A 21,865-nucleotide genomic window follows, 5' to 3' on the forward strand; every position below is an offset into this window, starting at 1 on the left:
TCAGCCCATGTCCCACCGTTCACCCTGAGCGTAGGCCCGCAGGGTCGAAGTCGAAGGGTAATCACTGCCTGACGCTTCGACTTCGCTTGCTATCGCAAGCTACGCTCAGCGCGAACGGAATCTCTGACTGAGCGTCTTCGCCAATCAGGTCCAGGCATTGCCCATGGCACTTCTGCTTCTCCAGCCAATGGCACATGCACGGCGGGTTGAAGCATTCCAGCATGCAGCCACATCCCTCTGCGGCCGGTGCTTGCATGCCAGTACCCTCTCTGCGCCAACTCGTCGTTCGGGCGAGCTTTGCAACCGCAATCGTCGCGGCCTCGCTTGCCGCCTGTACGCCTGCGGAGCAACCGCCTGCCCATGTGGCTGCACCGGTCACGCCCGTACCGGCCGGACATGGCGTGGGTCGCAGCGAGCTGGCATGGACGGATACCACGCGCAGCGATGCCGACACGCCATCGGGCAAGCGCGAGTTGAGGGGCTGGCTTTACTACCCCACCACGCAAGCGCCCGCCGTCGAAGGCGTCGCACTGGATGGGGCGTGGGCTGACGCCTATCGGCCCAGCCTTGAACGCAGGCTTGGAGTCGCCGCAGCGAAGGCGATGTTGACGGCGCACTGGCACGCCAGCGATGCACCTGCAGCACCCGGTCGGTTCCCGGTGCTGGTTTTCGCGCATGGCTATCACCAACTGCCGACCAACTACAGCGCTCTGCTTGAAGGGCTGGCTTCGCGCGGTTACGTCGTGCTGGCGATGGCCTCCCCCGGCATCGCCGAAGTCGTTCCGCTGGCCGGGAACCGGATGGCGCCCAACCGGCCGCTCGATGATCGCAGCTACGACACGATGGCCAGGGACATCGTCTCGGCCATCGGCGAACTGCCTGCGCTGGACGCATCAGCAGGCAAGCCCTACGCCGGCCACCTCGATCTGGATCGCGTTGACGTGTTTGGCCATTCGGTGGGTGGGGCTGCCGCCATGCTTGCGGCGGCGCGCGTGCCACGGGTGCACGCCGCGGCGAATCTGGACGGCGATTACGTCGGCCCCTCGGCTGTAGCGCAGCCACGCGTGCCGCTGCTGTACGTCACGTCGCAGCCACCGGACCGGCCCGCCCAGCCCAAGAGCGACTGGGACACCGAGCGCAATGAAGTCCGCCGCGGCCGCCTCTGGCGCCATCTCGCCAGCCGCAGTCCGCGCGCGCTTCGAGTCCGCGTCGGTGGCATGTTCCACGCCAACTTCGAGGATTCGGCGTTGCTTCCGGCCTCCGCCATGCCGCGGAAGCTGCGCGAAAACCGCTACGGCTCCATCGATGGCGCGCGCGGCCTGGACTTGACCGTGCGCCTGCTGGCCGGATTCTTCTCCGAGACCTTGGGCGGGGCACCGATGGATAGCGTGCAGGCCGTGGTCCGGCAGTTTCCGGAGGCCGACCTACAGGTCCTGACTCGCATGCCCGATCGTTCGAAATCCGGGTCCGAGTAGGTCCGCCGAAGGAAACGAAAATTGTCCATGGCACCTTTTCCCGGAGAGTAGACTGGCGACACAGGTTCAAGGTCCCATGTCGGAGCGAGGCGGCTTCCAAACCCCGAGCCACCCGGTCATGTCCAGAACGAAATGCTTTCCGCAATCCATCCTGCGCAGCGCCGCCATGCTGCTCGTGGCCACTGGATGGGTCAGCCTTCCGGCGCACGCAGACGACGACAGCTGGCATGTGGCGGTCCAGGCCGAACAGGCCGTACCCAACGGCTGGGTCCGCGTGCGGGAAAACGCCATCCAGGGCACGCAGTTGTCCATCCATGACGGGCTGCGCGTCAGCCATATGCAGACGATCAGGCTGAATGCCTGGAAGCCGCTTTCCGACACCAGCGAATTGCACTTCGGCTTTTCCACCAGCCGACTGAACGGCCACGCGCTGATCGACGCACCGGTGTACTACAACGGCACCACCATCGCCCCCGGACGCCTGGATACCACCACTCATTTCCAGGACTTCATCGCATTCGACGCATCGTACTGGCACCGGCTGGTCGACTTCGGCAACGGCGGCCGCCTGTGGGGCAGCGTGGGGGCGACCTACGTGATGCTCAATTTCAGGCTCGACGGCACCATCGCCGCCGACAGCATCGGTCACGAACTGAAGGAGGACTTCTACGTGCAGGAGTTGCCCGTGCCTATGCTAGGCCTGCACCTGCGCTATCCGTTGACCGATGCGCTGAAGCTCACGGCAGACGTCACGATGGGGCGGCTGCCCTGGGTCAACAGCCTGCGCACCGAAGGGGGCGAGGTGCGGCTCGCGCAGACCGACAAGGAAGAAGAACTGGGTCTGGAGTACCGGTTCGCGCCGCACTGGCAGGCGGTCGCCTACGTCGTCCATCGTTACCTCGGGCAGGACGAACGCAGCCGGGAAGACGGCAACGTCATCCGCCTCGGCTCCAACGGCATCGGCCTCGGCGTCGATTGCCAGTTCTGAGTCTTCGAGGGCCACCAGCGGTAATGGCGCCCGAAGAGGATGGAGGGAATTCCGGAATCGGGGCCGCCTCCGATGCGACGCCCTTCAATCCAGCGGCCACGGCAACTGGTCGCTCAACCGCCCGCTGATCGCGGGCTCGGGCGGTTCGGGTTTGACCAACGACCTGTCGCCCACGGCTTGGCCACGTCGCCACCACGGCTGCACTTCGCGGCGCTCGACGGGTTCGGCCGGCTCGCCGAGGCGCGGCAGCAGCAGCGCGGCGGCGTCGGGATCGGCCAAGGCGAGCAGGTCTTCGACCGGCTCGTCCCAGGCATGCGTGGATAGCGCGAACGTGCCCCAGTGCACCGGCATCAGCACGCCGCCGCCGAGCAGGCGATGCGCCGCCAGCGCATTGGCAGGCCCTAGGTGGATATCGCCCCAGGAGGGGTGGAACGCGCCGACTTCGAGCATGACCAGGTCGAAGGGACCGAGCCGCTCGCGGATGGATTCGTATTCGGTGGTGAGCCCGGTATCGCCACTGAAGAACACGCGATGGCGCTCGCCGGCCATCACCATCGACGACCACAGCGTCTGGTTGCGATCCTTCAAGCCACGGCCGGAGAAATGCTGCGAAGGCGCGGCGGTGATGGTGAGGCCGGTGCCGGGCACGCGATGGCTTTGCCACCACGCCAGTTCGGTGATGCGCGAAGGCGCGATGCCCCAGTTTTCGAGGTGGGCGCCGACGCCGAGCGAGGTGACGAACGGTACCTTCGACTTCGCGAGCGCGCGGATCGTCGGATAGTCCAGGTGGTCGTAATGGTCGTGCGAAATCACCACGGCATCGATCGCCGGCAGGTCGCGCAGCCCGACCGGCACCGGCTGGAAACGCTTCGGCCCGAGCAACGCGAACGGCGAGGCGCGCTGGCCCCACACCGGATCGGTGAGGACCCGCCATCCGTCGATCTCCAGCAGCACCGTCGAGTGGCCCAGCCAGGTGGCGCGCAGCCCGCTCGCAGGCCTGCGCAACCACGCCTCGCGCGGGTCATGCGCGGGCAAGGGCTGCGGTGGCGTGCGGTTGTCGTCGCCGCACAGGAACTCGCGCAGCGTAGGTCGCGGCGCTTGCGGATCGCGCAGGCCGGGCAGCACCGGATGGATGTTGCGCAAGCGCTCGCCGTCCCACATCGGCAGATCGTGCAACCGTTCCAGCCGCTCGCCCTGCGGCGCCTTGCCGAAGGATTTCATGCTCCGCTCTCCATCACCGCCAGCCACTTCCCGGAAACCATGGGGGCGCAGCACACCGGGCCCAAGATGGCCAATGTCAGGAACCGGAAGATCTCCGGAGCGGGTTCAGAACCGGCTTTCCTCAACCAGGCCGACTCATGGACCGGGTCCGGTAGTGTCCCCAGCGTCCTTTCCCGGCCCCTCTTCCGTGCAGGCAGATGCCTTATCGATAACGTCACTGGCGGCTAACGATCGCTGGCGCAGATTCGCTGCTCTGGCCGTGGCATGCGCAGAAGGTCCTGACCATGAAACTCGAATCGCACCCCCAATCGCCGCTGCACTTCCGGGCATGGGTCCATTACTTCACGCACATCATGCATCCGTCATCGACGGCTGCGTCGGACCGGGCCTTGCGGCCGATGACGATGCGGCAGCAGTTGCTTGAAGCGCAGGAGCTGAAGCGGCGCGCACAGCGGGAACACATGCTTGAACTTCTTCGCGAAGTGAAGGAAAGGCATCGGCCCAGCGTTTGAGACATCCGCAAGCAGCCATTGCAAAGGCCCGCAGCGATGCGGGCCTTTGCTTTTGCCAAACCTGTGGACGTGCAGCTAGAACCGCGTCCACCCAAGCCCGGGGACTCATGCCGCCGCATCCGGGCGATCCGTGTGACCATGCCGAACACCCCGTCCGACAGAGGCAAGCCCATGAAACCCATCGGCCAGCGTTTCCTGACGATCTATGCCGGCGTGCTCACGGTGGTATTCGCCGCCACGGTGTTGAGCGGCTTTGCGCAGGCACCGAAAAAGCTCTCGCTCGACGAGCTGGATGTGCAGCGCATCAACGTGCGCGAGCCCGACGGCACGCTGCGGCTGGTGATCTCCGATGCCGCCTCCGCGCCGGGCATCATCATCAAGGGCAAGGAATATCCGCACCCTGATCGCAAGGCCGCCGGCATGATCTTCTACAACGACGAAGGCACCGAGAACGGTGGCCTGATCTTCGGCGGCGAGAAGAACAAGGACGGCACCAGGGAATCGTACGGCCACCTGTCCTTCGATGCCTACGAGCAGGACCAGACCATGGCGCTGGAATCCCAGCAGGAAAAGGATGGCCGCTACACCAGGCTGCAGTTCAACGACTACCCGGACTATTCGATCCTGGAGGAAATCCATCTGGTGGATTCCATCAAGCACCTGCCGGCGGACCAGCGACAGGCCCGGATCAAGGCCTTCTTCGCCGAACACGGCGGCCCAACCCGGCGCATGGTGCTCGGCCGCAACACCGACGGCAGCGTGCAGCTCGCGATGGACGACCTGCAGGGCCGCCCACGCATCGTGATGAAGGTCGCCAGGGACGGCTCGCCATCGTTGCAGATGCTGGACGCCAACGGCAAGGTGACGGGCGAGCTGGTGCCCAGGCACTGATCCAAAGCAAGCGCTGCGGTCAGGCGTGGGCGCCTATCGTCGCCAGCTCGACCAGCGCATCCCCGTCGAGTCGGATCGTCGCGGCCGCCAGGTTCTCGCGGAAGTGGGCGAGCGAGGACGTGCCAGGGATCAGCAGGATGTTGGGCGCGCGAGCCAGCAGCCACGCCAACGCCACCTGCAACGGCGTGAAGCCCAGCCGACGGGCCACGTCCGACAAGGTGTCCGACTGCAGCGGGGTGAAGCCGCCCAGCGGGAAGAACGGCACGTAGGCGATGCCCGCACGGCCGAGTTCGGCTATCAGCGCATCGTCCTCGCGGTGGGCCAGGTTGTAGTGGTTCTGCACGCAGACCACCTCGGCGATGCCGCGCGCCTCGGCCAGCTGCGTCGCGGTGACGTTGCTCAGGCCCAGGTGGCGGATCAGGCCGCGTTGCTGCAGTTCCGCCAGCGCGGTGAACTGTGGCTCGATCGAGCCCTCGGACGGTGCATGCACGTTGCCCATCACGCGCAGGTTCACCACGTCCAGCGCGTCCACGCCGAGGTTGCGCAGGTTGTCGTGCACGGCCGAGACCAGCTCGGTCGGGCTCTGCGCCGGGTTCCACGAGGCATCGGCGCCGCGTAGCGCGCCGACCTTGGTCACGATCACCAGGTCGTCCGGATACGGATGCAACGCTTCGCGGATCAGCCGGTTGGTCACGTGCGGGCCGTAGAAGTCGCTGGTGTCGATATGGTTCACCCCGCTCGCCACCGCCTCGCGCAGCACCGCCAGCGCCGCGGTGGGATCCTTCGGCGGCCCGAACACGCCCGGCCCGGCCAGCTGCATGGCGCCATAGCCCATGCGGTTCACCGTGCGATGGCCCAGGGCGAAGGTGCCTGCGTTCGTCAGCTTGCTCATGATCGTCTCCGGACAAGGGCGGCCAGGTGGCGCCGAGGCCCGCACTGTACGCCGCGGTCACCTGGCCGATAATCCCGTGCAATCGGCACGGGCCGTGCGGGAATCAGGACAATGGACACAGACCTGCGGGATCTCTTCGCCTTCCTCGCCGTGGTGCGCGCCGGCGGCTTCCGCGAAGGCGCACGCAGCAGCGGCACGTCGGCCTCGCGCCTGAGCGAGAGCGTGCGCCGGCTGGAAGCGCAGCTGGGCGTGCGCCTGCTCCACCGCACCACGCGCCACGTCGCCCCCACCGAGGCGGGTGAGCGCCTGGCCGAGCGACTCTCGCCCGCGCTGGGCGAAGTGCGCAGCGCGCTCGATGTGGTGAACCACTACCGCGACCGCCCCGCCGGCACGCTGCGGCTCAACGTGCCAGCCGTGGCGGCGCGACTGGTGTTGCCCGCCATCGTCACACCCTTCCTCAAGGCCTACCCCGACATCCGGCTGGAAGTGATCGTGGAGGACAGCTTCGTGGATGTGCTCGCGGCGGGCTGCGACGCCGGCATCCGCTACGACGAACGGCTGGAGAAGGACATGATCGCCGTGCCGATCGGCCCGCGCGTACAACGCATGGCCACCGCCGCCGCGCCGGAATATCTGGAGGCGCACGGACGTCCGCGCCATCCCCGCGACCTGCTGCAGCACGCCTGCCTGCGCGGTCAATTCGCCAGCGGCGCCATCCCGACCTGGGAATTCGAGCGCAAGGGCGAGATCGTGCGCGTGGACCCCAGCGGCCCCCTGCTGGTGCGCCTGGGCGCTGCGGTGGACCTCAAGGTCGCCGCGGCGGTGGACGGGCTCGGCATCATCCACCTGTTCGAAGCCTGGCTGCAGCCGCACCTGGACAGCGGCGCCCTGGTGCCGCTGCTCAAGCCATGGTGGCAAGCCTTCAGCGGACCGTACCTCTACTACCCCGGCCGCAAGCACCTGCCCACACCGCTGCGCGCGTTCGTCGACTTCGTCAGGGCCGCCGGGAACGGGCATCCGTGAGCGCGAGTGCAAGAGTCTGTTCAAAGGCTCCGCATGGGCGGCGCCTGGTGGACTGCATCTTTCTGGCCCGGGCTTCACGCCCAGGGGCTGGACTCGACGATTGCGCTTCGGTGAGCATAAGCCACCGATGCCCGCCCCTCTCACGCCGTCCGAAGAACTGTTGCAACTGCTGCCCGACGCGGTGGTGCAAACGGACGCATGGTGGATCATCACCTACTTGAATCCCGCCTGGCACAAGCTCACGGGCCATCCGGTGGAGCGGACGCTCGGCCAGTCCCTGCTCGACTTCGTGCATCCCGACGACACCGGAGCCTTGCGAGCGGGCATGCCGGTGTTCCGCTTGCGCTTCGCCGACTCGGCCCATCGCTGGATGCGCCTGCAGCTGCATCCGAAGACCGACGCCGCGGATCGCGTGATCAGTCGCCAGGGCGTCCTGATCGAGATCACCGAGATCGGCGAGCAGGTATTGATGGAGGACCGCCAGCGCTTCCTGCGGCTGCTGGAAACCATCGACGGCGTCGTGTGGGAAGCGGAGCTTGGCGTGGGCAATACCTTCCTCAGCCCGCAGGTCGAGCGCCTGTTCGGCTACTCGGTGGAAGAGTGGCGGGCCGACCCGGGCTTCTGGCGGGCGCACGTGCATCCCGACGACCTGGCGGAAGCCCTGGTCATCGACGATGCCGCCTACTACGCCAAGCACAGTTATGCGTACGAGATGAGCTACCGGTTGATCGCCAAATCCGGCGACGTCGTGTGGGTGCGCGACCTGTGCCGCGTGGATGTCGACGATGGCCGCCCAAACCGCATGATCGGCCTGATGATCGACGTGACCGAGCAGAAAAGCACCGAACTCGAACTGGTGCGATCCGACAACCGCTACGCACTCGCCACCCGCGGCTCCAACGACGGCATCTGGGACTGGAACCTGCAGACGGACGTGCTGCACGTGTCCCAGCGCTTCCATGAGATTGTCGGGCTGGACGACACCGGCCACCTGCATGAAAACGGCTGGCAGTTCCTGCAACAGCTCATCGATCCCGACGACCACCAGCGCGTGGAGGCGGCCTACCGCAGGCACCTGTCGGGCCACCACCCGAACTTCTCGGTGGACTTTCGCGCCCGTCATGGATCGGGGCGGCTGGTGTGGCTCAACTGGCGCGGCATCGCCCAATTCGAAAACGGCACCGCCGTGCGCATGGCCGGGTCACTGAGCGACCTGGCGGAACGGGGCAGCTCGTACGACGCCCTGACCAACCTGCCCGGCCGGCCGCTGTTCCGCGACCGCCTCGAACACGCCATCGCGCTGCACCGGGACGGCGCGTCGAAAGGCGGCGACGCGCCGTCACCAGGGCACACCACCACGTTCGCCGTGCTGCTGCTGGACCTCGACCGGTTCAAGGCCGTCAACGACAGCCTTGGACACCACGTGGGCGACCAACTGTTGCAGCAGGTGGCGCGCCGGCTGGAAACCTGCGTGCGGCCCATCGATCTCGTCGCCCGCATGAGCGGCGACGAGTTCAACGTGCTGCTGGAGTCCATCGATCCCGAGGGCGCCGCCGACCGCGCCCGGCAGATGGCGGCCGCCCTCGCGACCCCCTACCGGATCGGCCCGCACACCGTGACCTGCGGCGCAAGCATCGGCGTGGTCGGCAGCCAGGCCGGCTTCGCGACCACCGACGACTACCTGCGCGCCGCGGACGCCGCGATGTACCAGGCCAAGAGCCAGGCGTTGGGGGTGTGCGTTTTCTCCGGGAATGGCGATACGAACTAGTGGTGCGGGACTACTTTCAACCACTGGGTGAGAGAATCTGACCCCGTTTTGCAGCGCGATGCGCGCCAGCGAGCGCGACGGGCTCGCTGGCGCGGGTGACGCCCGGCTACTGGTAGGTGGGATGCGGCTGAAGGATGGGCGATCCGGCGCCCATGGCCATAGGTGCCGGAAGCGCGAAGTAGGTGACCTCCTCCTCGCGTACGCCGGGCCGCACGACGAGCGGCGGCTCCAGCCGCTGCGGGCCATCGATGTCGCGGAGGATGTCTCGCAACGCGTCCACATCACGGTAGATGGCATCACCCATCACCGTCAGCGTGGCGTCCGAAAGCTCGGCGTGATCGCTGCAGGCCACCACATTGCCAAGGGCGTGGAGGCTGCCGAGCAGCAGGTTCATCTCGTCGATCTGACTAAGGGTGACGCCAGCGACGTAGCGCCTGGGCGCCTCATCTGTCGCCGGCTCTGCGACGTCTGGTGCCACGGCATCCGTGTCCGCAGTTTCCGCTTCTACCCCAGTATCCGCGGTCGTCTCAGGTGCTGCCGCCCTTTCGCCACGTTCTGCCGGCCAGGAGAGTTCCCCCAGCACCTGCCCTATCTGCTCTTCCAGCAACTCAAGGCAGATCGCCACCTCGCCCGGACGAATCTCGTTGTAGCACTCCCTATCCTCGTCCGGCTGCCGGGGCCGGGCCAGGTTGGTCAGGAACCCCACGTATTCACGCAGCTGCTTCAGCCGTAGCTGGCTGTCCTCCGGCAGGAAATAGCCCGTCGTTTCCAGATCATCCGCATCGAACGTCGACATGGTCGCCTCCTGGTTCCATGAGTAGTGCCGACCTGAAGAAATCAGCGTCGGCTTCTGCAACCCTTCCTCGGGGAAGAGCACCCTGACTCCTGTTTCCGTACCTCGCATGGCAGCCACAATGCAATCAAAAAGTGGCATTGTCAACAATCAAAAATTGCCTCCCAGCAAACGCATGCGCGCAACAATGGAACGCACCTGCTATACGTCGCCATGCGCAAGCATCGGGGGACGATGCGACAACAGGAATTTGGATGGCCGCACCCTACGAGGACTTCGCGGATCGCCTGCGAAAGGCGCTGGACCGGACCGGTTTCGTACAGGGACGAGGGAGAACGGGCACCCTGGCGGATCGCTATGCCGTGTCGCGGGAAACAGCCCGCAAATGGCTCACGGGCCTCGCCCTGCCTGAGCTTCCCCGCATCATCGAACTGGCCAAGGATTTCGACATCAGCCTCGAATGGCTTGCCACCGGACGGGGGCCTATGCCGCTGGGCGTGGGAGAAACCAAGGCCGTCTATCGGCGGCTGACCGACAGCGAGAGCCGCCTGCTCGACGCGTTCCACAAGCTGCCCGAGACGAAGCGGCAACTGCTGGTGAAGTTCCTCTCCTAAACAAGAGGACGGAGACGATTGTCGCGACTTAATTGCCTCCATCCCGTTATCGACCGACCATCCCATCATCGCCGTCGATGACCTACCGGCGTGACGAAACATCGTGCGAACGGAACGCCATCCAGACGCTCCATTCGTGTCTTACCGATCACGCTTCAACGAGGGCACTCCGGCAAGCTGAGCAGATTGTCGGGCTGCTCGCCATCAGCTTCCGTTTTCAGATACTTGTTGCCGTATCGGCTGATCGCGACGATGACACGTACCGTGTTGCCGCCGCGATGCACGTGAAACGACCACTTGCCACTTTCGATGCCCGCAATGGCCTCGGCTTGGCCAAGGCTCCAGCGTCCACCGTCCGGATTGACACCGCCGATGCGAAGGATCCGCTCATGCGGGTCGTAGCGGTCGCTCTTGTTGATGCATTTGACCTCATTGCTCATATTCCCTGCTCCTGCCGTTGCCATGCCTGGCCACCATTGGCGAGGCTGAAGCAACTTGCGACAAACCAGTCGCATAGATTGCGACAATGGATTGGCATGATCAGCACCATAACAATGGCTTGACTAGCTTTATAAATGCTATAGCATTTATGCCATGAATCATGATCAAGCCGCCAAGCTCATCGCCCTGCTCCGCGCCCAGCTCAACCTGAGCCAGGAGCAGCTCGCCGCACGCCTCAACGTGGCCTACGCCACCATCAACCGCTGGGAGCTTGGCAAATCCAAGCCACAGAAAGCACAACAGGACGCCATCCTGGAATTGATGGAAGAAGCCGGCTTGGTGCCAGACTCCATCGACGACACCCCAGCACCACCCAGCGAAGTCAAACCAGGCCGCCGCCGCCGCGGCGTGGCGCACAGCCAGGTGCTGGGCACCAAGCCGATGGAACAGATGCTGTGGGACGCGGCGTGTCAGATCCGGGGCGAGAAGGACGCGCCGAAGTTCAAGGACTACCTGTTGCCGCTGCTGTTCATCAAGCGTCTGTCCGACGTGTTCGACGACGAAGTGCAGCGTCTCGCCGAAACCTACGGCGAGCGCGACACCGCGCTCAAGGTGCTGGATGCCGACCCCAGCCTGGTGCGCTTCTACCTGCCACCGGAAACCCGCTGGCCGATCATCAGCGGCCGCGAGACGTTCGCATGGCCATCGAAGCAGGCACCGAAAACGCTGGGCGAACAGCTCACCACCACCGTGCGCCTGCTGGTCAAGGCCAACCCCGACCTGGCCGGTGTGATCGACACGGTGGATTTCAACGAGTCGCGCAACGGCGAGCGCGAGATTTCCGACAAGGCGCTCAAGGGCGTCGTCGAAACCTTCAGCGACCCGCGCTACCGCCTCGGCTTGCACGACGTGGAACCGGATTTCCTCGGGCGCTGCTACGAATACCTGCTGCGCAAGTTCGCCGAAGGCCAGGGCCAGAGCGCTGGCGAGTTCTTCACTCCGCGCGAGGTCGGCTTCCTGATGGCCGAGATCCTGCGCCCGCGCTCCGGCGAACAGGCCTACGACTACGCCTGCGGCAGCTTCGGCCTGCTGATCAAGCTGCAACTGGTCTGTCGCCGGCTCGACCCGCTCAGCAAGATCCCGCTCAAGCTCTACGGCCAGGAGCTCACCGGCTCCAGCTACGCCATCGCCTGCATGAACCGCATCATCCACGACATGCAAGGCGAAGTGCTGCGCGGCGACTCCATGCGCAATCCCAAATACCGCGACGGCAACGCACTGAAGCGCTTCGACCTGATCATCGCCAATCCGATGTGGAACCAGAGCTTCGATCCGGCCATCTACGAAAACGACCCGTTCGGCCGCTTCGAGGAAACCGGCGGCGTCACCACCGGCAAGGCCGACTGGGCCTGGCTGCAGCACACGGTGGCCAGTCTCGGCAACAACGGCCGCGCCGCCGTGGTGCTGGACACCGGCGCGGTCACCCGCGGCAGCGGCAGCAAGAACGAGGACAAGGAACGCAACATCCGCCGCTGGTTCGTCGAGCACGACCTGATCGACGGCGTGATCCTGCTGCCCGACAACCTGTTCTACAACACCACCGCCGCCGGCATCATCGTGGTGTTGCGCCGGAACAAGCCGAAGGATCGCAAGGGCAAGATCGTGCTGGTCAACGCCAGCCGCGAGTTCCGCAAAGGCAACCCGAAGAATCATCTCACCGACGACGCCATCGGTCGCATCGCTGCCGCTTATCTCAAGGGCGAACCGTTGGATGGGCTGGTCTCGGTGATCGACAAGGCAAAAGCCAAAGCGGAGGACTACAACCTGTCGCCCTCGCGCTACCTGGCCAACGGCGACGCGAAGGTGATGCGCGGGATTCCCGAGATCGTGGCCGAACTGGCGACACTGAAGAAAGATGAGGCCAGGCTCGATACAGAGCTCGCCAAGATCATGAAGGTTTTCGGCTAATGACTATCTTCGATTGCCCACTACCTGTTGGCTGGAAGCGCGAGCCGATCGCCGCGAACTACCGCATAACCAAAAAGCCACGCACGATCACACCTACCCCAGCAGTCCTGCTGCCTTTCGTCGCCATGGAAAAGGTACCTGCAGGTGGGCAAATGACGTGCGGGTTTGAACTCCGTACACCCGATGCCATAGCCAGTGGCACCTATTTTGAGATGGGCGACATCCTGTTATCGAAAATCACGCCGTCGTTCGAGAACGGCAAGCAAGGACTTGCAAATGGATTGCCGGGCACATTTGGCTATGGCTCGACGGAACTCATCCCGCTACAGGCTTGCACGGACAAGGCGATCAATCCGTATCTGTTCTATTTGCTGCTGCATCACGAAGTACGCGATTCGCTGACATCAAAGATGGAGGGATCGACGGGGCGCAAGCGCGTTCCTGAAGGAGCGGTGCGCGAGTTGGAGGTCCCCGTCCCGCCCAAACTCGAACAGCAAAAAATCGCCGCCGTACTGTGGAAGATACAACGCGCCATCGCCACCCAGGATCGCCTGATCGCCGCCACCCGCAACCTCAAGCAATCGACCATGCAGCACCTCTTCACCCACGGCCTGCGTGGCGAACCGCTCAAGGACACCGCAATCGGCCCGATGCCGGAAAGCTGGAAGGTTGTCGCCTTGGGCGACTTTGGGCGCATCGGCAACGGCTCGACGCCAAAGAAGACGACGCCGGAATACTGGCGCAGTCCGACCACTCCCTGGCTGACCAGCGCGAAGGTGCATGACGGCATCATCCGTTCTGCAGATCAATTTGTCAGCGACGCGGCCGTCAAGGAATGCCATCTACCCATCGTTCCTGCTGGCAGCCTGTTGGTCGCCATCACAGGGCAAGGAAAAACTCTCGGCAATTCCGCGCTGGTCGAGTTCGATACGACGATCAGCCAGCACATGGCCTATGTCCGCTTCGATCATGATGGCGCAGTTCCCGGCTATGTCTATCAATTCATGCGCAGCCGATACGAGGAACTTCAAAGCGTTGGTCGCGCCGGCGGAAGTACCAAAGCCGCACTGACCTGTGCGTTCCTGCGCGACTATCGTCTGCCGCTTCCCCCAACAAACGAACAGCGCGACATCGCTGCCGCCCTCGCCACCATCGACCGCAAGCTCGCCCTTCACCAGAAAAAGCGCGCCGCCCTCAACGACCTGTTCCAGACTACTCTGCACCGGCTGATGACCGCGCAGATCCGCGTGGCCGACCTGGACATCGACACCTCGGAAGTATCCAACCATTTTCCTGACGCCGGGAAGATGGTCCTGAAGTCGGCAACCACAACAGGCGATCAATTTGTTGACGCCAATAAAATGATCGACGCCAAGAATCCGGCAATGCGTCGAAACCAAATTGCTGACGTCAGCAAAAAGGTCGGAAGCGCCAAGTCAAGGACCGCCGACGGGGACGTCTAAGTATGTATTTCTTCTATATCGATGAATCAGGCAGCCGTGATCCAGAAACTCGGAAGATCAAGGCAGATGGCTCGAGCGTGACCAAGGATCACTTGTACGTCCTGACTGCCGTTGCGCTGTTTGAGCGACGCTGGTCAGCTTTCGAACATGCCATTGCCGGCGAAAAGCTTGGCCTCATACGGCGGTTACACCGTGATCAGAACCTCAAACTCGAACTCGCGGACTGCGAAGTGAAATCTGTCTGGTTGCGCAACCAGAAGCAACGCGAGAGCCAGAGCCGGTTCCTTAGTGAGCTTGTGGATGCTGAGCGCACGCATATGGCCAGAACCTACTATCGACAGCTTGCCGCTCAACGCATGCACATTTTTTCCGTCGTGGTGGACAAGCGCGAACTTCACGACCACATGGATCATTTGAAGCTGCACAAGAAGACTTACGAACTGTTGCTTGAGCGTATCGAACAATATCTCGCCGAATACCACCCCAAGCACCAAGGAGTGATCGTTATGGACGACACCGACAAGACAATCAATCGTGCATTGACGATGAAACACGCTTGGTTTCAGCGCGAGGGCAACAGCAACCTCCGCTTCAACCACATCGTGGAATATCCATTCTTCACTGACAGCAAACTATCGAACGGAGTGCAGCTAGCTGATCTGTGTGGTTACAACGTCTATCGCGCGTTTCACGACCAGGACTTCGGCTACCCCTTCTTTGCCGACCAGTTGCCACACTTCTACCGGTCAAGCCGAACGGCGCAAGGCAAATTGGATGGGCTGAAAGTCTGGCCAGAAACATCGCCGCTTGTCGCGTTCGCGCAGGATGGTTGGCAGACGTACAAACAAAAACAGCCCGGCACGTAGGCCGGGCTGTGAAACTGAAGTCAGGCTGGGCGAACCATATCGAGCTGCAAGCAGCACCCGACTGCGCGAATGATGACGACATGTTCCTTCAAATTCAATAGCTCTGCTATTCAGAAATGTCATCAAGCTTACCCTAGATCTGCACCTGCAACTCCAGCACAAAATTACATAAGCAATTGTTTTATATGAAAATTTATAGTGCACGAGTCATCTAGAATCATGACCAAGCTCGCCACCGAAGCCACCACTGTACAGTTCCCACTGGTCGACTACGCTGCTGCTGCCGGCTGGGAGCGCGTGAGCGACAGCGAGGCCATGCGCAAGCGCAGAGGCGAGGGTGGCCTGTTCTTCTACGACGAGCTGGAAGCGGCGCTGCTGCGTCTGAACCCGGGTGTAGTGACCCCGGTCGATGTGCCCGGCATCGTGCAGCGGCTGGAAAGCCTGCCCAACACCATCGCCGGCAACCGCGAGGTGCTGGAGTGGCTGCGCGGCAAGCACACGATCTATGTGGACAGCGAGAAGCGCCATCGCAACGTCCGGCTGGCGGACTTCGACAACCAACCCGGCAACAACATCTTTCAGGTGAGCTGGGAGTGGGCTTACCGCAACGGTGTGCGCAAGGGCAACCGTGCCGACGTGGTGTTCGTGATCAATGGCGTTCCGGTGGCGATCGTCGAGAACAAGAACCCCAAGTCGAAGGACGCGATGAGCAAGGCACTGGTGCAGTTGCGCCGTTACGAGCTGGAAACACCGGAGATGCTCACCGCGCCACAGGTGTTCAACATCACCCACCTGATCGAATACTTCTACGGCGTCACCTGGAACACCCAGCGCAAGCACGTCTTCAACTGGAAGGAGGAGAAGGCCGGCAGCTACGAGGATCGGGTGAAGCATTTCTTCGACCACACCCGCTTCCTGCGCATGCTGCGTGACTGGATACTGTTCTTCGAGCAGGACGACGAATTGCGCAAGACCATCCTGCGCCAGCACCAGACCCGCGCGGCGATCAAGGTGGCCGAGCGCTGCGCCGACCCGTCCAAACGCAGCGGCCTTGTCTGGCATACGCAGGGCTCGGGCAAGACCTTCACCATGGTGACTGCGGCGCGGCTGATGCTGGAGAACCCGCAGCGATTCGCCGGTGCCACCGTGCTGCTGGTGGTGGACCGCAACGAACTGGAAGGCCAGCTTTCGGGTTGGGTAGAAGCGCTGCTTGGCGACTTCCAGGGCAGCGGCGTTGCAGTGGAAATCGCCAGCAGCAAGAAACGGCTCAAGTCGCTGCTGAAGCAGGAGTTCAGCGGCCTGATCGTCACCATGATCCACAAGTTCGACAAGCTGGATGCGAACCTGTCCACGCGAAGCAACGTGTATGTATTGATCGACGAGGCGCACCGCTCCACCGGCGGCGACCTGGGCAATTACCTGATGGGCGCCCTGCCGAACGCCACCCTGATCGGCTTCACCGGCACGCCGGTGGACAAGACCGCCTACGGCAAGGGCACGTTCAAGACGTTCGGCCATGAGGACGAATCCGGCTACCTCGACAAGTATTCGATTGCCGAATCCATCGCCGATGGAACAACCGTGCGACTACGCCATACGCTGGCGCCGGCCAAAGTGCTGCTGCCGGTCGAGAAGCTGGAAAAGGAGTTCTATGCGCTGGCCGAGAGCGAGGGCATCAGCGACATCGACGACCTGAACCGCATTCTCGATCGTGCCGTGAACCTGCGTGCGTTCCTGAAATCGGACGATCGTGTGGATGCCGTAGCCCGCTTTGTGGCGCAACACTTCCGCGAGAACGTGGAACCGCTGGGCTACAAGGCATTCCTGGTCGGCGTGGATCGCGAGGCTTGCGCGCTGTACAAGCAGGCGCTGGACAAATACCTGCCAGCCGATTACTCGGTACCTGTGTACACGCAGAGCGCAGCCGATGCGATCGACTATCCGCTGGTCGCCACGCATCAGATTGATCCGGCACAAGAGAAACGTGTGCGCAAGCTATTCCGCAAGCCGGATCAGCAACCGAAGATCCTTATCGTCACCGACAAGTTGTTGACGGGCTACGACGCATCGATTTTGTATGCGATGTATCTGGACAAGCCCATGCGTGACCATGTGTTGCTGCAGGCCATTTCACGTGTCAACCGCCCCTACGAGGATGCGGATGGTCGGCAGAAACCCAGCGGCCTGATCATCGACTTCATCGGCATGCTGCGCGACCTGAACAAGGCATTGGCATTCGATTCACAGGACGTATCCGGCGTGATCGAGGATTTGGACCTACTGCTGGCGGAGTTCCGCCGACTGCTGGCGGAGGCACAAGCGCGCTATCTGGCGCCGCTTGAAGGCGGCAAAGACAAGCAGCTCGAAACCCTTCTGTACGACGTATTCCTCGCGCCGGAGGTACGTCAGGAATTCAACGACAGCTACCGTCAGATCGAAAGCCTGTACGAGATTCTTTCACCTTCACCGGAGCTGCGCGAACACATTGAAACGTTCCAACAGCTGGTCGATCTTTACCTGATGGTTCGCAATGCCTACTCCAGCCCTACCCGTTTCTACGAGGATGTGGCGCGCAAGACCGAACAGATGGTGCGCGACATGGCCAGCAGCGGCGGGGTGATCACCACGGGCAAGGTGATCGAGTTTGACCTGAAGACCCTGCAGGCGCTGCGTACCGAAGGTGACGACAATGCCACCGTGATCAATCTGGTGCGTGCGATCGAAACCGAGGCCGAAGAGAACGCGGAACAGCAACCCGTGCTGCTCGACATTGCCCAGCGTGCGGCGGCCATTCTCGACGCGCTTGAACAACGCACGATCCACACGCAGCAGGCCATCGAGCAACTGTCGCTGCTGGTCGACGAGCGAGAACAGGCCGATGCCGAACGTGAAAAGCTTGATCTTGACCCCACCACATTCGCGGTCTACTGGCATCTGCAGGGTGATGGCATCAAGGATGCGCTGCCTGTGGCCCGCGAGATCATGGCGGCAGTGGCCAAATACCCGAATCATCGCGACAACGATGACGAGCGGCGGCAGCTCAAGTCCGAGATCTACCGCAGCCTGGTGACCCGCGGCACCGACGGCGCACAGATGGTGCGCCTTGGCGATGCCGTGCTGCGCATGCTGCGGAACTGAGACTACGCTGCCATGCATACCGACAAATTGCGCCAGCGCATTGCGCAATGGGCCATCACTCTAAAAGTGAGGCCCACCCAAGTCCGAATTCAACGCATGACTCGCAAGTGGGCATCCTGCTCACCGGCAGGTCGTGTCACATTCAGTGACGAACTGCTCTGCAAACCCATAGCGTTTCAGGATTGCGTGATTGTCCATGAGCTGCTGCACCTGCGCATCCGCAATCATGGAAGGCTTTTCGCCGCAACGCTTAAAGCACATCTGCCCGATAATCCATGGATCGGGCAGGTGTAGCCAACAGCATCAACCGATCATCGGCAACTTCAGCCCCTGCTCTTTCGCACACTCAACCGCATCCTCATACCCCGCATCCGCATGCCGCATCACGCCGGTACCCGGATCGTTCCACAACACCCGCGCAATGCGCTTGTCCGCCTCGGCTGAGCCGTCGCACACGATCACCACGCCGGAGTGCTGGCTGTAGCCCATCCCCACCCCACCGCCATGATGCAGCGACACCCACGTCGCCCCACCGGCCACATTCAACATCGCATTGAGCAACGGCCAGTCGGACACCGCATCGCTGCCATCCTTCATCGCCTCCGTCTCCCGATTCGGTGACGCCACCGAACCGGAATCCAGGTGATCGCGGCCGATCACCACCGGCGCCTTCAGCTCGCCGTTGCGCACCATCTCGTTGAACGCGAGGCCGAGCTTGTGGCGCTGGCCCAGGCCAACCCAGCAGATGCGCGCGGGCAGGCCCTGGAAGTTGATGCGCTCCTTCGCCATGTCCAGCCAGCGATGCAGGTGCTCGTCGTCGGGGATCAGCTCCTTCACCTTCTGGTCGGTCTTGTAGATGTCTTCCGGATCGCCGGACAGCGCGACCCAGCGGAACGGGCCGATGCCGCGACAGAACAGCGGTCGCACGTAGGCGGGAACGAAACCAGGGAACGCGAACGCGTTTTCGCAGCCGACGTCCTGGGCCATCTGGCGGATGTTGTTGCCGTAGTCGAAGGTGGGGATGCCTTGCGCGTGGAACGCAAGCATCGCTTCCACGTGAGTCTTCATCGACAGCTTGGCGGCGCGGGAGGTGCCGACGGGATCGCTCTTGCGGCGCTCGAACCACTGCTCCACGGTCCAGCCGCTGGGCAGGTAGCCGTTGACCGGGTCGTGCGCGCTGGTCTGGTCGGTGACGGCGTCGGGCTTCACGCCGCGCTTCACCAGCTCCGGCAGCACGTCGGCGGCATTGCCGAGCAGCGCGATCGATTTCGCCTCGCCGGCGGCGGTGTACTTCGCGATGCGCGCCAGCGCGTCGCCGAGATCGGTCGCCTGCTCGTCCACGTAGCGGGTCTTGAGGCGGAAGTCGATGCTCTTCTGCTGGCACTCGATGTTGAGGCTGCATGCGCCGGCCAGTGTGGCCGCCAGCGGCTGCGCACCACCCATGCCGCCGAGGCCTGCAGTGAGTATCCACTTGCCCTTCAGACTGCCGCCATAGCTCTGCCGGCCCATCTCCACGAATGTCTCGTAAGTGCCCTGCACGATGCCTTGCGAGCCGATGTAGATCCACGAGCCGGCCGTCATCTGGCCGTACATCATCAGGCCCTTCTTATCGAGCTCGTTGAAGTGCTCCCAGGTGGCCCAGTGCGGCACCAGGTTGGAATTCGCGATCAGCACGCGCGGCGCGTCCTTGTGCGTGGGGAACACGCCCACCGGCTTGCCGGACTGCACCAGCAGGGTCTCGTCGTCGCCCAGCTCGCGCAGGCTGCGCAGGATCGCGTCGAAGCATTCCCAGTTGCGCGCGGCGCGGCCGATGCCGCCGTACACCACCAGCTCCGCCGGGTTCTCCGCCACCTCGGGATCGAGGTTGTTCTGGATCATGCGGAACGGCGCCTCGGTGAGCCAGCTCTTGCAGGTGAGCGTGCTGCCGCGCGGCGCGCGGATGGTGCGGGTCGTGTCGATGCGGGTGGGAGCGTTCATGGCGATCTCGCGGAACCGGTGAAAACCCGATTGTGGCGAGCGCACCCCCGCGTGGAAAGTGGCGCTGCCGCATGACGGCGGAAAAACCTGCGGAAGATTGAGGCCCGGCGAGCATGTAACCGGGCACGCACGTGCGGCGAAAGCCTTGGTGGCGCGGGCCGGCAACGGCCGCGCTCGTCCCCGTTCCCGGCAAGGAATCCCGCATGCCCGATCCACACGCACCCACTGCCCCGCCTGCCCGTCATCCGGGCGCGTGGGCGCTGATCCTCGCCGTCCCCACGGCTTGCGCGCTCGCGCTTGCCTACGTCGGCGGCTGGCTTTCGCCGCAGCGGCTGACGCCGCAGCGCATCGTCGACCAGTTCCAGCAGAACGCCGGCGTGCATCCCGGCTACCGGCGCAACCACGCGAAGGGCGTGTGCGTGGCCGGCTACTTCCAGAGCAGCGGCGAGGCCGCGTCGTATTCGGTGGCGCAGGTGTTCGCGCCGGGCCAGCGCACGCCGGTGGTGGGCCGCTTCGCGATTCCCGGCAGCAACCCGTATGCGCCGGACGGCAGCGTGCCCATCCGCAGCATGGCGCTGCGCTTCGCGCTGGCGGACGGCCAGCAATGGCGCACCGGCATGAACAGCATGCCGGTGTTCCCGGTCGCGACGCCGCAAGCGTTCTTCGCGCAATTGCAGGCGGGGCAGCCCGACCCGGCCACCGGCAAGCCCGACCCGGCGAAGCTCGCCGCGTTCTTCGCCGCGCACCCGGAAACGGCGGCGTTTCGCGCCTGGGCGAAAACCGCGAAGCCCTCGGCCAGCTTCGCCACCGACGGCTACTGGAGCCTCGACGCGTTCGTGTTCACGGCCCCCGATGGCGCGCAACACGCGGTGCGCTGGCGCATGGCGCCAGAGTCCGTGGACGGCGCCGCCGCACCGGCAAACGATCCCGACTACCTGGCCGCCGACCTGCGCCAGCGCCTTGCCCATGGCCCGCTGCACTGGAAGCTGCTGGTGACGCTGGCCAGGCCGGGCGACCCCACGAATGACGCGACCAAGGCATGGCCGGCTGATCGCCCCACCGTCGACGCCGGCACGCTGGTGGTCGAAAGCGAGCAGCCGCAGGACAGCGGCCCCTGCCGTGACATCAACTATGACCCGACGGTGCTGCCGAACGGCATCGAGGTTTCCGACGATCCGCTGCTGCCCGCGCGCTCGGCCGCCTACGCCGACTCCTACCTGCGCCGCACCAGCGAGGAAGCGCATCTGCCGGGCACCGCCCGCGTCGACACGAAGCCGCAAGCGGAGGCCCGCCCATGAACAACCCGACCGGCATGTTTGCCCTGCCCGCCCGCATCCTGCACTGGCTGATGGCGGCGATGATCCTTGCGATGCTGTTCATCGGCGTCGGCATGGTGGCGTCGGTGTCCGAACGCCACGAGTGGTTGCTGCGCATCCACAAGCCGCTCGGCATCGCGATCCTGCTGCTGGCCGTGGTGCGCCTCGCCGTGCGCCTGCGGCATCCGCCACCGCCATTGCCGGCGGATCTCCCCATGCTGCAGAAGCTGGCCGCGCACGCCTCGCACTGGCTGCTGTACGCGCTGATGATCGCGATGCCGCTGGTCGGCTGGGCGATGCTTTCGGCCGGCGGCTATCCGGTGATGCTCGGCGCATCGTTGCGTCTGCCGGCGATCCTGCCGGCCAGCGCCACCGCGTTCGCGATCCTGCGCCACCTGCACGGATGGCTGGCGCTGCTGCTGCTCCTCACCTTCCTCGCGCACCTGGGCGCGGCGCTGTACCACGGACTGATCCGGCGCGACGGGGTGCTGGCGAGCATGGTTGGCGGCAGGCGGTGAT

General features: G+C 64.0%; 19 protein-coding genes. 14 read left to right on the forward strand and 5 right to left on the reverse strand.

Annotated elements, in window-relative coordinates; translation table 11 throughout:
- Positions 1–401: 401 nt before the first annotated feature.
- Together AB7878_RS01715 and AB7878_RS01720 are read left to right on the forward strand one after the other, a co-directional pair.
- Positions 402–1,475, forward strand: coding sequence for an alpha/beta hydrolase (locus AB7878_RS01715; protein ID WP_369492697.1), 1,074 nt, complete (start codon positions 402–404; stop codon positions 1,473–1,475).
- Between the two features lie 118 nt (positions 1,476–1,593).
- The gene (locus AB7878_RS01720) at positions 1,594–2,463 is read left to right on the forward strand and encodes a hypothetical protein (protein ID WP_369492698.1); all 870 of its coding nucleotides are present in this window, start codon (positions 1,594–1,596) and stop codon (positions 2,461–2,463) included.
- An 84-nt stretch (positions 2,464–2,547) separates the two neighbouring features.
- Here the strand turns inward: AB7878_RS01720 and AB7878_RS01725 are convergent, their stop codons facing one another.
- Positions 2,548–3,684, reverse strand: coding sequence for an MBL fold metallo-hydrolase (locus tag AB7878_RS01725; protein ID WP_369492699.1), 1,137 nt, complete (start codon positions 3,682–3,684; stop codon positions 2,548–2,550).
- A gap of 284 nt (positions 3,685–3,968) precedes the next feature.
- On the opposite strand from AB7878_RS01725, the gene AB7878_RS01730 reads away from it, so the two are divergent.
- Complete coding sequence (locus AB7878_RS01730; protein ID WP_077484417.1) at positions 3,969–4,196, forward strand: hypothetical protein; 228 nt, start codon at positions 3,969–3,971, stop codon at positions 4,194–4,196.
- A 171-nt stretch (positions 4,197–4,367) separates the two neighbouring features.
- The gene (locus AB7878_RS01735; RefSeq protein ID WP_369492700.1) at positions 4,368–5,087 is read left to right on the forward strand and encodes a hypothetical protein; all 720 of its coding nucleotides are present in this window, start codon (positions 4,368–4,370) and stop codon (positions 5,085–5,087) included.
- 19 nt (positions 5,088–5,106) lie between these two features.
- Here AB7878_RS01735 and AB7878_RS01740 read toward each other — a convergent pair whose 3' ends face one another.
- Entirely contained in the window at positions 5,107–5,979 is an 873-nt protein-coding gene (locus AB7878_RS01740; RefSeq protein ID WP_369492701.1) for an aldo/keto reductase family oxidoreductase, read from the reverse strand.
- Positions 5,980–6,090: 111 nt separating this feature from the next.
- Between AB7878_RS01740 and AB7878_RS01745 the strand changes: the two genes are divergently transcribed.
- Positions 6,091–7,002 carry a LysR family transcriptional regulator gene (locus tag AB7878_RS01745; RefSeq protein WP_369492702.1) on the forward strand — a complete coding sequence of 304 codons (912 nt, stop codon included), beginning with the start codon at positions 6,091–6,093 and terminating at the stop codon, positions 7,000–7,002.
- Between the two features lie 127 nt (positions 7,003–7,129).
- Positions 7,130–8,770, forward strand: a complete 1,641-nt coding sequence (locus AB7878_RS01750; RefSeq protein WP_369492703.1) for a diguanylate cyclase domain-containing protein — start codon at positions 7,130–7,132, stop codon at positions 8,768–8,770.
- Between the two features lie 106 nt (positions 8,771–8,876).
- Here the strand turns inward: AB7878_RS01750 and AB7878_RS01755 are convergent, their stop codons facing one another.
- On the reverse strand, positions 8,877–9,566 hold the full coding sequence (locus tag AB7878_RS01755; RefSeq protein WP_369492704.1) for an XAC0095 family protein: 690 nt from the start codon (positions 9,564–9,566) through the stop codon (positions 8,877–8,879).
- A 251-nt stretch (positions 9,567–9,817) separates the two neighbouring features.
- Between AB7878_RS01755 and AB7878_RS01760 the strand changes: the two genes are divergently transcribed.
- On the forward strand, positions 9,818–10,177 hold the full coding sequence (locus tag AB7878_RS01760; RefSeq protein WP_369492705.1) for a helix-turn-helix domain-containing protein: 360 nt from the start codon (positions 9,818–9,820) through the stop codon (positions 10,175–10,177).
- Positions 10,178–10,332: 155 nt separating this feature from the next.
- On the opposite strand, the gene AB7878_RS01765 is transcribed toward AB7878_RS01760, so the two are convergent.
- A complete protein-coding gene (locus AB7878_RS01765; RefSeq protein ID WP_369492706.1) occupies positions 10,333–10,617 on the reverse strand; it encodes a DUF3892 domain-containing protein in 285 nt (94 codons plus the stop codon).
- A 154-nt stretch (positions 10,618–10,771) separates the two neighbouring features.
- Here AB7878_RS01765 and AB7878_RS01770 point away from each other — a divergent pair, with 154 nt between their 5' ends.
- The 5 genes from AB7878_RS01770 (at position 10,772) to AB7878_RS01790 (ending at position 18,347) form a co-directional block, all read left to right on the forward strand.
- A complete protein-coding gene (locus AB7878_RS01770; protein ID WP_369492707.1) occupies positions 10,772–12,586 on the forward strand; it encodes an N-6 DNA methylase in 1,815 nt (604 codons plus the stop codon).
- Positions 12,586–14,049, forward strand: a complete 1,464-nt coding sequence (locus AB7878_RS01775) for a restriction endonuclease subunit S (RefSeq protein WP_369492708.1) — start codon at positions 12,586–12,588, stop codon at positions 14,047–14,049. Before AB7878_RS01770 ends, AB7878_RS01775 begins: the two co-directional genes overlap by 1 nt.
- Before the next feature lie 2 nt (positions 14,050–14,051).
- Positions 14,052–14,915 (forward strand): DUF3800 domain-containing protein, encoded by an 864-nt coding sequence (locus AB7878_RS01780; RefSeq protein ID WP_369492709.1) that lies wholly within the window; start codon positions 14,052–14,054, stop codon positions 14,913–14,915.
- A gap of 219 nt (positions 14,916–15,134) precedes the next feature.
- Positions 15,135–18,053: a type I restriction endonuclease subunit R gene (locus tag AB7878_RS01785; protein WP_369492710.1), complete on the forward strand. Its 2,919-nt coding sequence runs from the start codon at positions 15,135–15,137 to the stop codon at positions 18,051–18,053.
- 12 nt (positions 18,054–18,065) lie between these two features.
- On the forward strand, positions 18,066–18,347 hold the full coding sequence (locus tag AB7878_RS01790) for a M48 metallopeptidase family protein (RefSeq protein WP_369492711.1): 282 nt from the start codon (positions 18,066–18,068) through the stop codon (positions 18,345–18,347).
- Positions 18,348–18,356: 9 nt separating this feature from the next.
- Here the strand turns inward: AB7878_RS01790 and hutU are convergent, their stop codons facing one another.
- Positions 18,357–20,030, reverse strand: a complete 1,674-nt coding sequence (hutU, locus tag AB7878_RS01795; protein ID WP_369492712.1) for a urocanate hydratase — start codon at positions 20,028–20,030, stop codon at positions 18,357–18,359.
- A gap of 203 nt (positions 20,031–20,233) precedes the next feature.
- On the opposite strand from hutU, the gene AB7878_RS01800 reads away from it, so the two are divergent.
- Together AB7878_RS01800 and AB7878_RS01805 are read left to right on the forward strand one after the other, a co-directional pair.
- On the forward strand, positions 20,234–21,328 hold the full coding sequence (locus AB7878_RS01800) for a catalase family peroxidase (RefSeq protein ID WP_369492713.1): 1,095 nt from the start codon (positions 20,234–20,236) through the stop codon (positions 21,326–21,328).
- Entirely contained in the window at positions 21,325–21,864 is a 540-nt protein-coding gene (locus tag AB7878_RS01805; protein WP_369492714.1) for a cytochrome b, read from the forward strand. Before AB7878_RS01800 ends, AB7878_RS01805 begins: the two co-directional genes overlap by 4 nt.
- Position 21,865 lies beyond the last annotated feature (1 nt).

The organism is Rhodanobacter humi (assembly GCF_041107455.1).
Classification (GTDB): domain Bacteria; phylum Pseudomonadota; class Gammaproteobacteria; order Xanthomonadales; family Rhodanobacteraceae; genus Rhodanobacter_A.